Genomic DNA, 14,955 nt, shown 5'->3' with positions numbered 1-14,955 from the left:
GGAAAAATGGCATACGACCAAACAATAAGAGTTTTTTTAGCGGATGACCATAGGTTATTCCGGGACGGGCTCAAACGGATTCTTGGCGAAACAACTGACATTGTAGTGGTTGGCGAAGCGTCAGACGGGTTTGACGCATTGGAAAAAATTCACCTGGGTGGGTGGGATGTGGCATTGCTGGATGTCAGCATGCCAGGCATGAGCGGGCTGGAGGTACTGAAACGGATAATGATCGACGATAAGAAGCATCAGGTGCTGATGCTGAGCACGTATCATGAGGATGAGTACGCTATCAGAGCAATACGCGCAGGCGCGTCCGCCTACCTTACCAAGAACAGTCCAACGGATCTGCTGATTTCCGTAATCCGGCGCTTGGCCAATGGGAAAAAATACATAGATGCAGCACTGGCGGAAAAATTGCTGTTCGACCTTGGTCCAACATCTAAAATGCCGCATTCCATACTTTCCGATCGGGAATTCACTGTCCTCAAACTTATCACCGCCGGATTATCTTTAACCCAAATTGCGCAAAAATTGGCTTTAAGTGCAAAAACCGTTAGCACTTACCGCGCTCGCCTTCTTGAAAAAATGAAAATGCAGAACAATGCTCAGTTAATCCGCTACGTAACCGAGCACAAATTGTTGGAATAGCACCACAAGTTTGTCAGTGACCTCTCAACTTCGGCAGGGAGTGAACCATATCACGCTGGTTGAGAATTCGTCATTTTCTTACTTCACGGACCCTTCGCCCTCAGTCGGTTCCTTTGAGAAGTTTTTTTCGCTATCTTCCGCGCTATCTTCCGTTATGTGAAAGAAGATCTCGTCCTCCCTGATCATGCCGAGTTCGCTACGGGCCCGCTCTTCAATCGCTTCGTAGCCCTGTTTGAGGTCGCGTACTTCCGCGTCCAGGGCAGCATTGCGGGTTTTCAGTTTCTGGTTGGTTTCGTATTGTGCCACGACCTGCTGGTCGACTTCCCAGACTTTAAGCCAACTGCCCTTGCCCAGCCATAGTGGATATTGCAGCAGGATAATCAGGGCAGCGAGTATAAGGCTCAATACTTTCACGTGAACATCTCAAGACTAATTTGCGAGTACGCGATCGTTGCCCTCTTTCCTTTCCTGATAAAAATGAAACCGCCGATATATTGAAATGCCAGCGCGGCTCAAGATGTTGAACCAGACAGGTCTATCTCAGCTGATAGAAAGCTCCACGTCCTGGATAACTGGCGGCGTCGCCCATATCTTCCTCGATGCGCAGCAATTGATTATATTTCGCCAGGCGGTCGGAACGTGAAAGCGAGCCGGCTTTGATTTGCAAGCTATTCGTCGCGACGGCGAAGTCAGCGATGGTGGTATCCTCGGTTTCCCCGGAACGGTGTGAAACCACCGCGGTATAGCCCGCGCGTTTGGCACTTTCAATAGCGGAAAAAGCTTCCGTAAGCGTGCCGATCTGGTTGAGCTTGATAAGTATGGAATTGGCTATGCCTTGCGCGATCCCCTCTTTCAGAATGCCGGCATTGGTCACAAAAATGTCATCGCCGACGAGTTGCACGGATTTTCCAAGCATGCTGGTAAGCAGTTTCCAGCCGTCCCAGTCATGCTCGCTCATGCCATCTTCAATGCTGAGAATAGGATACTTGTCTGTCCAGGTGGCAAGATAATCGGCATATTGTGCGGAATCGAGGCGCAAACCGTCGGAAGCCAGATGATATTTGCCATCCCGGTAAAATTCCGAACTGGCGCAATCCAGCCCGATGACCACGTCCGGACCCGGTAAGTAACCGGCCTTTTCGATGGCTTCAACGATCAGTTGCAACGCCGCTTCATTACTGGGCAGATTGGGCGCAAAACCTCCTTCGTCACCCACTGCAGTATGCATCCCCTTGCTGTCAAGCAAACCTCTCAAGGTATGAAATACTTCTGCGCCGCAGCGCAAGGCCTCGCGAAAGCTCTGCGCACCCAGGGGGATGATCACAAACTCCTGCATGTCAATATTATTATTGGCATGCGCACCGCCATTGATGACATTCATCATGGGTACAGGCAGGGACAATGGCCCTGCCCCGCCGAGATATCGATATAGCGGTAGCCCTGACTCCTCCGCCGCCGCTTTCGCTACCGCTAAGGATACCGCAAGAATTGCGTTGGCACCGAGCCTGGATTTGTTGCTGCTGCCGTCAAGATCAATAAGCGTCCTGTCGATGAAATTCTGGTCCATCGCATCCAGGCCCATGACGGCTTCGGAAATCTCGGTATTCACATTTTCCACCGCTTTCAATACGCCTTTACCGAAATAGCGCTGTGCGTCGCCATCCCGTAATTCGACTGCCTCGCGGGTGCCAAGGGATGCGCCTGAAGGCACAGCCGCTCGCCCCAGTACGCCGGATTCCAGCAATACATCCGCTTCCACAGTGGGGTTCCCGCGCGAATCAATAATTTCGCGGGCAATGACATCTACAATTGCACTCATGCTATTTTTCCCTGGGTCATTTATTTATAAGTTATTAAAAACTGCTTTGCTGAGATTCGGGCTTTACGGAAAGACGATCTGAAGATAAAAGAAAGCCATCGCCGGCGAGTTTGCTTGAATTTCGCCCCGTACTCAGGGTTAATGCTTTCTTCTGGTTTTGATCATGAAGGAATCTTCAACTGGGAGTAGGAGTTGAGCGGACCAGTTTCAACAAGGCTTTCTATTGGCTGGCGCTTATGGCAATGTTTTTCAGTTTGCTGTGTGGCAATGCTTCAGCTGCAATGCCGCCGGCTGTAATGCGTTTATCCGCAAAACTGGTGGCAGCCTCGATGAATGCAGTGAACAGCGGATGTCCAGCTTTCGGTGTGGATGTAAATTCTGGATGAAATTGGCAGGCGACAAACCACGGGTGCTCGGTCTCGGGCAATTCAACCATCTCGCACAGGCCCTCTCCCGCCGATATTGCGCTCACGCGCAGCCCGGCCTTTTCCAGGCGGGGAATATATTCGTTGTTGACTTCGTAGCGGTGGCGATGCCGCTCGATAATTTTGTCCTTCGCGTAAATCTTGCGGGCGAGCGATCCGTCTTTAAGCAAGCACTCCTGACCGCCGAGACGCATGGTGCCGCCAAGGTTTGACTCGGCATTCCGGATTTCCACCTGACCTTCACGGGTGCGCCATTCGATGGTGAGGGCAATTACAGGATAAGGTGTATCAGGATTGAACTCGGTACTGTGCGCGCCCTCCATTTCAGCCTTGTCACGCGCGTATTCGATCACTGCGAGTTGCATGCCCAGACAGATGCCGAGATAAGGAACGCCATTTGTACGAGCGTAGCGGATGGCCATGATCTTGCCTTCCACTCCTCGTTTGCCGAACCCGCCCGGAACCAGTATCGCATCCATTTCTTTGAGACAATCCGTGCCTTCCTTCGCGATATTTTCCGAATCCATGTAATGAATATTGATCTTGCTGCGGGTATGAATACCGGCATGTATCAACGCTTCCGAGAGGGATTTATACGATTCCGTCAAATCCACGTACTTTCCGACCAGCGCGATTTCAACCGTGCGCTGAGGATGCTTCAGCGCGTGCACCAAGTTTTTCCAGATGCTCAAATCCGCCGCCTTGGCTAGGATATGCAGCTTGTGGCAGACAATTTCATCCAGCATCTGTTCGTGCAGCAGGCCCGGGATTTTGTAAATGCTATCCACATCCAACGCCAGAATCACGGCTTCTTCCCGAACATTGGTAAACAAGGCAATCTTGCGACGCTCATCCTCCGGCAACTCGCGCTCGGCGCGGCACAGCAACACATCCGGCTGGATGCCGATTTCCCTCAACTCCTTTACAGAATGCTGGGTTGGCTTTGTTTTCAATTCCCCCGCCGATGTGATGTAAGGCAGTAAGGTGAGGTGAATAAAACAGGTATCATCGCGAGGAAGTTGTACCGCCATCTGCCTGATCGCCTCGAGAAATGGCAGGGATTCGATATCTCCTACCGTTCCGCCAATCTCAACGATAGCTACCTGGGCGTCTCCTGCGCCGGCCTTGATATGTAGTTTGATTTCATCAGTGATATGCGGAATAACCTGTACCGTGCCACCCAGATAGTCCCCGCGCCGCTCCTTCTTGATTACGCTCTCGTAGATCTGGCCAGTCGTGAAATTATTACGCCGGCTCATCCTGGCGCTGATGAAACGCTCGTAATGCCCGAGGTCGAGGTCGGTTTCCGCTCCGTCCTCGGTCACGAATACTTCACCGTGCTGAAATGGGCTCATCGTGCCGGGATCCACGTTGATATAGGGATCCAGCTTGAGCATGGTAACCTTTATGCCACGAGTTTCGAGGATAGCTGCGAGAGAAGCCGCGGCGATGCCTTTTCCGAGGGAAGATACAACGCCACCTGTCACAAATACATACTTTGTCATGGCTGCTTATGATACCGGAAAAGGCCTGCCTGAACAAATTGACCGGATGAATGAGGCGGATGTTTAACCGGGAAACCTGACTCAATCGTGGCTAATTCGTCCTTTTATACTCGCTCAATATTACAGGGAGCATATCAAGACGAGGGTATTGATTAACGGAAGCTTAGGGGGGAAATGATGGTTGAAAATAATAAAATGGCGGATTTCGGTTACTTATTTCCTCACCCTGCCGATATCGCACGAAAAGCATGCACTACTAAGTATTGTTGATTTCGACCCCTGCGCCCGCATCCACCAAGTCGAACAATTCCAGTAAATCACTGTTGTGCATCCGGATACAACCTATGGAACCGGGTTTACCCATCTCCACGCTATCAGGGCTGCCGTGTATGTAGATGTAGCGGCGCATGGTATCCACCTGTCCCAAGCGATTGAAGCCGGGCTCGCAACCGGAGAGCCACAAGATGCGCGTTAAAATCCAGTCGCGCCCCGGATAGCTTGCGCCCAGTTCGGGGGTATAGATTTCGCCGGTTGGCCGGCGTCTTACGAAAACCGTATTGACTGGCTGGCCGGCACCGATTTTAGCGCGAATGACGTGCTTTCCCAGCGGGGTGCAAAAACTGCCGTACTGCTGCCCCACTCCCTTTCCAGCTGAAGAAATGTTGTACCGTCTAGTAATATTTCCATTATCACTATAAACTTCAAGCTGTTGAGATGGAATACTAATCACAATTCCCATCAGCGCCCTACGCTCCTGTTGCCCTTGCCTTACGGCGTTTTTCAAAAAACTGCTTCAACTTTCCGCTCCCCTCTTCCGCCAGGATTCCGCGGGTTATTTGCATGTGATGATTTAGCCTTAGCTCGGCTGTCAAATCAATTACGCTCCCGCAGGCACCCGTCTTCGGGTCTGCGGCGCCATAGACCAACCGCGCGATACGTGCGTGAAAAATTGCTCCCACACACATGATGCAGGGTTCCAGCGTGACATAAAGCGTGCAACCCACGAGCCGGTAATTACCCAGGTTCCGCGACGCATCCCGCAACGCCATCACCTCCGCGTGGGCGGTGGGATCCGCTGCTGAAATCGGACAATTGTATCCCCTCCCGATGATCGCGCCATTCTTAACCACCACGGCGCCGACCGGCACCTCGCCCGCCTCTTCCGCCTGTTCCGCAAGCGCGAGCGCAGCGCGCATAAAGTCAATGTCTACACTATTCACGCTTGTTACATTTTAAGTCACAATAAAAATTCTTATGTGAGGGTTATACCGTAAAGAGCGTTAAAAGCGAACTAAACGCACGGAAATACTCTGAAAGGCAGCAATTCGAAATGCGCAAAGCCCGGAATCCGCGGTCCTCCGGTTCTCGAATTCTCGGTCTTGGTCCAACTGCACGGAACCTGTCGAAAAGGGAACGCAATGGTCATTTCTTGCTATTCAGACCGACATGGTCTAGAAATAATATGGTCGTGATCTCGATTGACCAGCAAAGCTTCGGTTGATTTTTCCAGGGAGGATTTGAAATATGCCTAAATCTGTGCGAAAAAAGTTGAAGTCTCTCAAGCCCCTCAAGGGTGATGATCGTGATCGCATGGCCCGCTTATTTGAAGAGATTACCGGCAAAGTGCAGGAGATGAGTACGATAATGAATCGTCTCCATGGCACGCCGGTTCAGTGGTCAAATTTCAGAATCTCGTCTTCGGGCGCCACCGATACGGATGGTCCGTTCGTACTTATAGTGGTGTGCAATGAGGAAACCGGAGAGTGCGGATGCTACGATCACGAAGCCGGTACATGCGGCCCTTGCCCTGATCTGAATTAGCTTTGTCCTGTTAACGCGTTATAACGAAGATCTGATGGTGAGGGTCGCCTGCCCTTCCGGCCATACAGCTGGATGATATTAATACCTGACCCGGAGTCCGTCCATGCAAAGATCAAGACAGTATCAGTACAATGCAAGTGGAGTAGGAAGCAATGCTTAGCCAGAAAGGAAAAACCACGACAACGCAGCCGATTGCTGTCGAAAACGATTGGCCGGAACTGCCTCCGCTTGAAAATTGGCAGGACACCTGTACTACGCTACACATGTGGACACAGGTCGTCGGAAAAATCCGGCTGATGCTCTCACCAGACGTCAACCACGGTTGGGGATCCACACTTTACGTCACGACCCGCGGCCTGACCACCTCGCCTATCCCTTACGGACCGTTCAGCTTCGCTATCGACTTCGATTTCCTAACCCACGCCCTGCACATCACTACGTCGGCAGGCACTAGCCGCTCATTGGCTCTGGAGCCCATGCGGGTAGCCGATTTCTACCGCAAGACCATGCTGGCGCTTGCCGAGTTGGGTATCACAGTCAAAATTTTTGCCCGCCCGGTCGAGGTGGAAGTGGCAATCCCGTTTGAGAAAGATAACCAGCATGCGAGCTATGACGCAGATGCCGCTTCTCGTTTCTGGCATGCACTGGTGCTTGTTGATGGTGTCTTAAAGGATTTCCGCGCCCGCTTCATAGGCAAGGTGAGTCCGGTGCATTTCTTCTGGGGCGCGTTTGATCTGGCTGTGACCCGGTTTTCCGGACGAACCGCGCCGAAGCATCCCGGCGGCTTTCCTAACATTGCCGACAGGATAACGCAAGAAGCTTATTCACACGAGGTATCGAGTGCAGGTTTCTGGCCTGGGACCGGTTTGGGCGAAGCCGCTTTTTACGCTTATGCTTATCCCAGCCCCCCCGGTTTCAGCAACTACCCCGTTCAGCCGGAGGCCGCGTACTTTCACGACAAGCTGGGTGAATTCATCCTGCCCTACGAATCAGTGCGCGCCGCTGCAAACCCGCCACAAACGCTGCTCTCATTCCTTCAGACCACTTACGAAGCAGCTGCTACTTTGTCGGATTGGGACCGGCTCGCGCTGGAACGTCAAATGATACGCGCATGACGCGGCAAGCAGCCGGGGTATGACCGCGCCTCAAGCCGACCTGATCGATTAATGGCGGCCTGTGCCGCCGGGGACAACGTCCCGTAAGATTACATTCAGATCATCATTCGAAATAGTGCGAAAAAGGAGTCAGGCCAATGACAACCAAACCCATACCCAATGGCTACCATACCATCACCCCATACCTGATGATCGATGGCGCCACCGAAGCCATCGATTTTTACAAACGGGCGTTCAATGCAGCTGAATTATATAAAATGGACGCGCCCGGCGGCAAAGTCGGACATGCCGAAATTCAAATCGGTGATTCCCGCATCATGATGGCTGACTCTTGCGGCGGAGAAAGCACCTTCCGTAGCCCGCAAGCTTTGGGCGGTTCGCCGATTGGCCTTCATTTATATGTGAAGGACGTGGATGCATTGTTCGATCAGGCCGTGGCCGCCGGTGCAAAAATCGTCAAACCGGTCCAGGATCAGTTTTATGGCGACCGGACAGGCGCATTGGAAGATCCGTTCGGACACATGTGGTTCCTTGCGACTCATAACGAAGACCTCTCTCTGGACGAAATAAAGCAGCGCGCGAAAACGATGTTCCAGCAGGACAAGGGGGATAAAGGAGATAAGGGAGGGCAGGTGAAAACCTGAAAATTGGAACAGCTGAACTGATAGCGATCTATAGGGTCACTCTCCGAACCCTTGTACCTTCGATCATCGTTGCACCCGGATGATGGTTCACCTCGGGTCATGAATGTGAAGGCGGTCCAGAGGCCTGCACTCCTTGGTTACCCCAGTTCTTCTCAAACCAGCGACACAACACTCCCAAGCCTGGGTGAGCACGAACCTACCACTTACGTGCAGTCGTAGGCAAAGCCCTTGCACAGGTAACATGGAGACGAGTTTTTGGAGAAGAAAAGGCAAAAATGAAAATCGGCTATGCGCGGGTCAGTACTCAGGATCAAGATTTGGCTTTACAGATCGACGCCCTGACTAAAGAGGGTTGCGAGAAAATCTTTCAGGAGAAATCTTCAGGTGCGCAGCGGGACAGACCAGAGCTGAAGGCCGCGCTGTTGTACATGCGCAAAGGGGATATTCTAATAGTCTGGAAGCTTGACCGCCTTGCCCGATCCATGAAGCAACTGATCGAGACAGTCGAGGATTTTGAGGTCCGAGGGATTGGGTTGAAATCCTTGCAGGACCCGATTGACACGAGTTCACCAAGCGGAAAACTGGTCTTTCATATTTTTTCGGCACTAGCCGAGTTTGAACGTGGGGTTATCCGGGACTGGACCAATGCAGGCCTGAAGTCGGCGCGGAACGGGGCCGCAGACAGCGGCTGTTATCTGATAGAGATTTGCAGACCGCGAAAGCCTTATTGCGGAACCCAGCGATTGGTAGCAGAGGTTGCGAAGCGTGTTGGTGTTTCCATATCAACTCTCTACAATCACCTGCCTGCTGCTCGTGCAGAAAGTTTGGAGGAAGTCGTATCATGAAAATGCTCACAAAAGAAGATGTAAAGGCCCTTACAGCGGATCAGAAGCTTGAGCTGATGGATCTGCTTTCGGAAAGCCTTGAAGAAAATAATATCCCGGTGTCTCCAGAGGTAAGGGATGAAGTGGAATCCCGTCTGACGACATTCGATGAAGACAAGAAAACCGCCCTGCCGTGGAGGGACGCGTTGCGTCAGCTTGCGCCTTGATCGTTACCCTTCAGGCATTCAATGATGTGGCACAAGCAAGAGACTGGTACGAAAAGCAGCGACCGGGATTAGGGGCTGATTTCGCCTCCAAGGTCGAGGAAGCTTTGGAAATGATTGAAAGCAATCCCATGCTCTACCCGGCATTAGTTAAAGATGCGCGGCGAGCAAATATGAAGAGATTCCCCTATGGTTCAGGGTAGAGGGCGACCCTGTCGGCATTGCCTGTCTGCACTATCGCAGAAACCTGGCTTTGATAAAAGGTCGCGCTCCTTAATCCCTTCAATTCCTTCAACCGCGCGTGGCGCGATCGTTACTTCGCAACGTCCATAACCTGGCCTGTCAAAAACGCGGCGGTCATCAACGCCATGGTTCGCGTACCAACCACGAGAGCCCGCTCATCGACGAAAAAATGGGGACTGTGGTTTGGCGCCACCTTTAAAGGATCCTGGTCTTCAGGCGTGACACCCAGAAACAGATACAAGCCAGGAGCCTCTTGCGCCAGATAGGAGAAATCTTCGGATGCACCGATCAACCGGGCAACCGCGACCTTGCCGTCGGCAGCTTTGCGAATGATCGGCTCCATCTTTGCAGCCAACGCAGCGTCGTTGATTGTGGTTGCGTAGATGGGTATAACCGAAACCTCAGCCTTCGCCCCGGCGCTCTCGGCAATATTCTCGGCGCTCAATTTCACATCTTGCCCGACCTGTTCGCGAACACTTTCGTCGTAGGCCCGGATGGTGCCTGACATATCGACGCGGTCCGGGATGACGTTCGGCCCAGTCCCGCCTTTGATCGCGCCAATCGTTACGACTGCAGGGGACAATGCAAGATTTGCCCGCCGACTGACGACGGTTTGCAAACCTGTAAGAACCTGTGCGGATGTGACGATCGGATCGATCGTGTTCCACGGCATTCCACCGTGGCCTTGCCGGCCGTGGACGCTGATCTGAAGCATGTCACCACTTGCTGTGGTCGCGCCGGTGCGCCAGCTAATCTCACCTGATGGCCCGGGCATGACATGAACCGCAAAGACGGCATCCGGCTTGACGTTCTTGAAGAGTCCCTCCTCCAGCATCAGCTTTGCCCCCCAGCTTTTGCCTTCGCCGGGCATGACGACGCTGGAACCTTCCTCGGCCGGTTGAAAAATGAACATCACGGTTCCCGGCAGCTGCTCCTTCATGCCGGCAAGGATCTCGGCTGTCGCCATCAGCATGGCCGTGTGTGCATCGTGACCGCACGCATGCATGACACTCACCTCCTTGCCGTGATAAACCGCCGTCGCCTTGGAAGCGAACGGCAGTCCCTCAGGCTCCGTGACAGGGAGTGCATCCATGTCGGCGCGCAGTCCTACAACCGGTCCCGGTTTTGCGCCCTTCAAAATGCCGACAACGCCTGTTCTGCCCACTCCGGTCTGGACATCCACACCCAGACGCTTCAGGTGCTCTGCGACAAGTCGCGACGTGCGCCGCTCTTGGTCTCCAAGTTCCGGATGCTGGTGAATGTCGCGACGCCAAGCGATTAGTTGCTTTTCGACGGCCGCCGAGCGTTCGCGAATCTGCGCTTCCAATGAAGCCTCCTGGGCTCCAGCCGTTGAAGTCACAAGTATCAAGAGCGCAACTACGAGCGCCTGCATCTTGAAGCAAACATCTTCCGCAAAACTGGTTTTCTTCATCGCCAGCCTCCATGATCCAGGAGAGATTCGAGCAAGTGCCGAAAGCATTTATGATTATATCATAGCGATTGCTACTGGAAGGTCGCGGCAAAGTAAGGGATAGTGCACGATGTTCCGTGGTAGAGCAGATCATTTACCCTCGCACGGATTAAAGATGCTGTGATAGATAGATGATCATGAATCAAATCAGTATCTATTGATAGGCTTTTCAGGGGATTAAACTACCTCTCACTAGGGCTAGCCCTAACGAGAGATTGCTCACAAGGAGTATGTGCGATAAATCCCTATTGGTGGAGACGTATGAGGCCGCAGTAGGATTGATACGATGTGATCTTTTCGGGGATGAGAATGAGGCTACATTCATTTTTCATCACCATCGGCGATAACGACAGACACAAGATCGAGACGCACGAACCGTGACTGATATGAGGAACTGAATCCGCTAGCCTTCACGGCGAACGAGCAAGTTCCAGGTATCCAAGTTTGACGATGATGATCTCGAAGCAACCTGCATTTTCATCCAGCAGAAGCCGATACCTGGACAACTAAGACTATTGATCCCGAAAACTTCCTGCTATACCTGTGGCTCCCGGATTCAATCCGGATTCCTTGTCCAGCTACGGAGGTTAGACGGATTGCGTTGGTATGTCGATGGGTAGCGATACGACCATGTGATGTCTCCGCTTGGTCCGTAGCTCAATACCAATCCCTCGAACGTGTCAAGCTGACCGTAGGGCAACACACGACCCGAAAATTCCACTTGAAGCTCAGTTGATACCACCACATAACACTGAGCAGCCTTGGCGATTTCAGAGCAAAATAGATTGCCGTCTCCAGTAATTGGAGCTCCAGGGTTTCTAATAAATCCGACCAAGCAGGCACGAAACCAGATCTTCTCAACTTTACCGGCCCATCTACTGAAAAGATTCGTATGAGAACGGTCAATTCCTTGACCCATTTGAAGATAACTTGCGTTACCGTGGCAGCTAAAGACAACGTGCTTAAGCTTCTCGCTGGGTGCGCCACGAGCGACTTCAGCAACCCACCTAGTAATATGATCGGGGGTCTCAGTAAGGCTAACGTTCCAGGTGTTCCACATCTGAATGGTTGCTGGCGCACGAGGATCGTTCAGTCCCATGTGAGGAGACTCCAGGGAAATCATATTTTTCTCCTTATATTTCGATGCCAAAAAACATAGCATCAATTACTCGCCACAATTCAGCATCGCAGATGATAGGCGCTAGGGTAGCTACGACCCTTAACTTAAATATAGGCGGTTATAAAATAGTTTTTTTCTTTTCTCTGCCTCCCTTTTTACGGTTCTGTTGCAAAAAATAAGAAGCGAGGTGCACCATTGTGTTTTTCCGGTCAGATCATCAATGTCAGATTTTAAGTGGCGTCATTTCCGTGGGGTGATGATTCTGGGTTGTGTCAGGTGGTATTGTAAATACGGCATCAGTTATCGTGATCTGGAGGAAATGATGCTGGAACGTTGTCTTGATGTGGATCACACAACACTCTACCGTTGGGTTCAGCATTACGCGCCCGAAATGGAAAAGCGTCTGCGGTGGTTCTGGAAGCCGACGATGGGCTACAGCTGGCGGGTAGATGAAACTTATGTGAAGGTCAAAGGTAAGTGGGCGTATTTATACCGGGCCATTGATAAGTGTGGCCATACGATTGATTTCTATCTCTCCCCAACGCGCAATACCCAGGCCGCCAAACGGTTCTTGGGCAAAGCCCTGAAATCCATGGAACCCTGGGCGTACCCCAGTGCTATCAATACCGACAAGGCGCCCGCTTACAGATCCGCCATGGCCGAATTAAAAGCGGAAGGAAAGTGTCCGCCGGATACCGTGCACCGGCAGGTCAAATACTTGAACAATATTATCGAAGCTGATCATGGCAAGCTCAAACGCTTGTTAAACCCGGTACGGGGCTTTAAATCGATGAAAACAGCCTACGACACCATCAAAGGTTTCGAGCTCATGCGGATGTTCAAGAAAGGACAGATGGACATTTGGAAATGGGGCCAAGGCCTCACAGGAGAAATCTGGCTCATTGAAAGGCAATTCCTTATCTACAGGACATAATCAATCAGATCACACGCATAGTTTCTGGTTTGTCCTTTTTTTGCAACAACAGAGCCCAATTTTGTTATCAAAGGGTAAAATCACCGCTCCCAGGCTTCTTTGGCTTGGGTGAGGATTTATGAAGTTCCTCATCATTGGGTGTCCTTAGGTCATCAAATTTTATGCTGGGAGGGCATTGTGACGGGTCTTTTTTTATCTGTGACTCGAAATACATTATCGATAATCAAACGATCGAAAAATCCCGGAAAATTACTACTAGCTTTTACCCTTGATAACCTATTTTGTCATGGGTAAAATGCTCCCATGAGGGGCGACCGGCGCCGAACTCAACGCAGAAGATGGGTGGGCAGTCATGAGCAATCGCTTCCTGATGTGGGCAAAAACATGGATCGAGGAAAACATCCCTCCCGGCGCCAATTCCGACATAGAGAGTCATGAAGTAAAGGCAAAGCGGCTGTCAGAGAAACTGTTCGCCGAGGCAGCTGCGGCCAACTTCACAAACGTCGAGACCGAGGAAGAGCGGGCGCGCATTACGCCCCTGGTACTGGCCGCGGTCTCGGACAGCAGAGACTTTGACATCGATGCCTATCATCTCAAGTCGCAACTTGCGCGGGAGAATGAAGATGGCGACTGAGCCCCGCATGGTTGGTCTTCAGGGCGGCATCGCGTTGGTTGCTTGTCAGCTGCTCGTGACATATCCATAATCAAAAGAGGGCTGTCATTTGTTCTCAAGGATCTTCCTGGAGACAAGCCTGTAGTTTTTCGCATCGGTAAAGCATAGGCGTTTGTCAGCTGTATTCATGAATATAGATGAGTTCGAAAGATGGCCTAAGAAAACCCACTGAGCATTTCCTTCCTTCTCGCACAGCTCGCGATTGTCTGATTGTCTAGGAAGTGAACTTCTTCGGCGCCATTGAAAACGGTTTTACCATGGCTGTACCCAATCTGCCGATTATGGCAGCGGGAACTGCAGACGAAGTAGCGACTACTACAGATTAGATAACCTTTTACATCATAATGCTTGATGAGTCTCTAGCTCTTTTTTATGAATGATAACGTCCTTTATCATTCATAAAAGAAACTGAAAAAAGATGATCTGCAACCCTTGACGATACCTACCAGCAGTACCATAGCAAAGAGCGATACCGCCACGCCGAATACCGTTTTGTAGTAATTAATCGCTATCTCGGAAGTCCAGAGCGACCCGCCAAAACCCAGGAAAAAGGTGCCCGCATAAGCCAGTATCCAGTCGGATACCAGCAATAGCACCATGTTGATACCAATCAGGGCCAGGATAATGAGAATGACCGCGGCCATGATAATGCCGGTCATGCTGCGATAGGTGCGCGAAAAGTGGATTCGTCCAATGCTCCTCACTTTACTTGTTAGCTATAGGCATCGTATAAAAAAATGGGCCAGGCTCAGGGTATTATGATGAATTCAATTTCTTGAATTGTTCTCGCATCCGTTAGCGTAATGATATGAAAGGCATCGACCTCATCGATACGCTATAATCCCCGTTTTTTCGTTTCGACAAATGTCAACGCTGCAAGGAAACAAGCTAACGTGCGTCCGCGGCGACCGCAAGCTGTTCAGCGACGTCAATTTCTCCCTTGAAACAGGCGGCTTGATGCAGGTTCAGGGTCGCAATGGCAGCGGTAAAACGAGCCTTCTACGCATGCTGTGCGGACTAGCCACGCCTGCCCACGGGGACATCCGCTGGGATGGCGTTGAAATCCGCTCCCTTGGTGGAAGTTATCACGGCGCAATGACGTACCTCGGCCATTTGAGCGGCGTAAAAGATGATTTGACCGCTATCGAGAATCTTCGTATTTCCAGTGCCCTGGCAGGTGTTGAAATCGATGAGCGTAAAGCCCATGAAGCCTTGCAGCACATGGGATTGGGGGGGCGCGAGCTATTGCCGGCAAAGGTACTGTCTCAGGGGCAACGGCGCAGGGTGACATTGGCGCGTCTGCTGGTGTGCCAAACCGTCCTGTGGATACTGGATGAGCCTTTGACGGCGCTGGATACTACTGCGGTAAAGCTCATTCAGGATTTAATGGAGCGGCATCTGGAACATGGCGGCATGATAGTAATGACGACCCATCAGGAGATCGAGATAACCGCTGTCGCAACGCAGCGGTTACAGCTCGCCTGAC

Annotated in this window: 18 protein-coding genes; 10 read left to right on the top strand and 8 right to left on the bottom strand. The window is 51.6% G+C overall.

Annotated elements, in window-relative coordinates:
• Positions 1 to 6: 6 nt before the first annotated feature.
• Positions 7 to 651 (top strand): response regulator, encoded by a 645-nt coding sequence (locus BMZ14_RS02005; RefSeq protein WP_074794042.1) that lies wholly within the window; start codon positions 7 to 9, stop codon positions 649 to 651.
• 78 nt (positions 652 to 729) lie between these two features.
• Here the strand turns inward: BMZ14_RS02005 and ftsB are convergent, their stop codons facing one another.
• From ftsB to tadA, 5 genes are all read right to left on the bottom strand, one after another.
• A complete protein-coding gene (ftsB, locus tag BMZ14_RS02000) occupies positions 730 to 1,065 on the bottom strand; it encodes a cell division protein FtsB (protein WP_074794040.1) in 336 nt (111 codons plus the stop codon).
• A gap of 121 nt (positions 1,066 to 1,186) precedes the next feature.
• Entirely contained in the window at positions 1,187 to 2,470 is a 1,284-nt protein-coding gene (gene eno, locus BMZ14_RS01995) for a phosphopyruvate hydratase (protein WP_074794038.1), read from the bottom strand.
• Positions 2,471 to 2,690: 220 nt separating this feature from the next.
• The gene (locus BMZ14_RS01990) at positions 2,691 to 4,400 is read right to left on the bottom strand and encodes a CTP synthase (RefSeq protein WP_074794036.1); all 1,710 of its coding nucleotides are present in this window, start codon (positions 4,398 to 4,400) and stop codon (positions 2,691 to 2,693) included.
• 256 nt (positions 4,401 to 4,656) lie between these two features.
• Positions 4,657 to 5,139, bottom strand: coding sequence for a L,D-transpeptidase (locus BMZ14_RS01985; RefSeq protein ID WP_074794034.1), 483 nt, complete (start codon positions 5,137 to 5,139; stop codon positions 4,657 to 4,659).
• A 7-nt stretch (positions 5,140 to 5,146) separates the two neighbouring features.
• Positions 5,147 to 5,596, bottom strand: a complete 450-nt coding sequence (gene tadA / locus BMZ14_RS01980; RefSeq protein WP_074794032.1) for a tRNA adenosine(34) deaminase TadA — start codon at positions 5,594 to 5,596, stop codon at positions 5,147 to 5,149.
• 328 nt (positions 5,597 to 5,924) lie between these two features.
• Here tadA and BMZ14_RS01975 point away from each other — a divergent pair, with 328 nt between their 5' ends.
• The 6 genes from BMZ14_RS01975 (at position 5,925) to BMZ14_RS01950 (ending at position 9,231) form a co-directional block, all read left to right on the top strand.
• Positions 5,925 to 6,221 carry a hypothetical protein gene (locus tag BMZ14_RS01975; RefSeq protein WP_074794030.1) on the top strand — a complete coding sequence of 99 codons (297 nt, stop codon included), beginning with the start codon at positions 5,925 to 5,927 and terminating at the stop codon, positions 6,219 to 6,221.
• Positions 6,222 to 6,373: 152 nt separating this feature from the next.
• Positions 6,374 to 7,336 carry a DUF5996 family protein gene (locus tag BMZ14_RS01970; protein WP_074794028.1) on the top strand — a complete coding sequence of 321 codons (963 nt, stop codon included), beginning with the start codon at positions 6,374 to 6,376 and terminating at the stop codon, positions 7,334 to 7,336.
• 137 nt (positions 7,337 to 7,473) lie between these two features.
• On the top strand, positions 7,474 to 7,980 hold the full coding sequence (locus BMZ14_RS01965; protein ID WP_074794026.1) for a VOC family protein: 507 nt from the start codon (positions 7,474 to 7,476) through the stop codon (positions 7,978 to 7,980).
• Positions 7,981 to 8,255: 275 nt separating this feature from the next.
• On the top strand, positions 8,256 to 8,825 hold the full coding sequence (locus BMZ14_RS01960) for a recombinase family protein (protein ID WP_074794024.1): 570 nt from the start codon (positions 8,256 to 8,258) through the stop codon (positions 8,823 to 8,825).
• The gene (locus BMZ14_RS01955) at positions 8,822 to 9,031 is read left to right on the top strand and encodes an addiction module protein (protein ID WP_074794022.1); all 210 of its coding nucleotides are present in this window, start codon (positions 8,822 to 8,824) and stop codon (positions 9,029 to 9,031) included. Before BMZ14_RS01960 ends, BMZ14_RS01955 begins: the two co-directional genes overlap by 4 nt.
• Positions 9,028 to 9,231 (top strand): type II toxin-antitoxin system RelE/ParE family toxin, encoded by a 204-nt coding sequence (locus BMZ14_RS01950; RefSeq protein WP_083396581.1) that lies wholly within the window; start codon positions 9,028 to 9,030, stop codon positions 9,229 to 9,231. Before BMZ14_RS01955 ends, BMZ14_RS01950 begins: the two co-directional genes overlap by 4 nt.
• Positions 9,232 to 9,341: 110 nt before the next feature.
• Here BMZ14_RS01950 and BMZ14_RS01945 read toward each other — a convergent pair whose 3' ends face one another.
• Both BMZ14_RS01945 and BMZ14_RS01940 read right to left on the bottom strand, forming a co-directional pair.
• Positions 9,342 to 10,703, bottom strand: coding sequence for an amidohydrolase (locus tag BMZ14_RS01945; protein WP_074794020.1), 1,362 nt, complete (start codon positions 10,701 to 10,703; stop codon positions 9,342 to 9,344).
• 595 nt (positions 10,704 to 11,298) lie between these two features.
• Positions 11,299 to 11,865: a hypothetical protein gene (locus BMZ14_RS01940; protein WP_074794018.1), complete on the bottom strand. Its 567-nt coding sequence runs from the start codon at positions 11,863 to 11,865 to the stop codon at positions 11,299 to 11,301.
• Between the two features lie 217 nt (positions 11,866 to 12,082).
• Between BMZ14_RS01940 and BMZ14_RS01935 the strand changes: the two genes are divergently transcribed.
• Positions 12,083 to 12,796, top strand: a complete 714-nt coding sequence (locus tag BMZ14_RS01935; protein WP_074794016.1) for an IS6 family transposase — start codon at positions 12,083 to 12,085, stop codon at positions 12,794 to 12,796.
• Between the two features lie 352 nt (positions 12,797 to 13,148).
• Complete coding sequence (locus BMZ14_RS01930; protein WP_074794014.1) at positions 13,149 to 13,430, top strand: DUF768 domain-containing protein; 282 nt, start codon at positions 13,149 to 13,151, stop codon at positions 13,428 to 13,430.
• Positions 13,431 to 13,861: 431 nt separating this feature from the next.
• On the opposite strand, the gene BMZ14_RS01925 is transcribed toward BMZ14_RS01930, so the two are convergent.
• Positions 13,862 to 14,173 carry a type IV secretion system protein gene (locus tag BMZ14_RS01925; protein WP_305728844.1) on the bottom strand — a complete coding sequence of 104 codons (312 nt, stop codon included), beginning with the start codon at positions 14,171 to 14,173 and terminating at the stop codon, positions 13,862 to 13,864.
• Positions 14,174 to 14,333: 160 nt separating this feature from the next.
• Between BMZ14_RS01925 and ccmA the strand changes: the two genes are divergently transcribed.
• Positions 14,334 to 14,954, top strand: a complete 621-nt coding sequence (gene ccmA / locus BMZ14_RS01920) for a cytochrome c biogenesis heme-transporting ATPase CcmA (protein ID WP_074794012.1) — start codon at positions 14,334 to 14,336, stop codon at positions 14,952 to 14,954.
• Position 14,955: the final 1 nt, after the last annotated feature.

Origin of the sequence: Nitrosospira briensis (assembly GCF_900115125.1) — a bacterium.
In the GTDB taxonomy this organism is placed as follows: Bacteria; Pseudomonadota; Gammaproteobacteria; order Burkholderiales; family Nitrosomonadaceae; genus Nitrosospira; species Nitrosospira briensis_A.
Note: the sequence above shows the minus strand (reverse complement) of the source record. Positions and strands in the feature narration are given on the sequence as shown.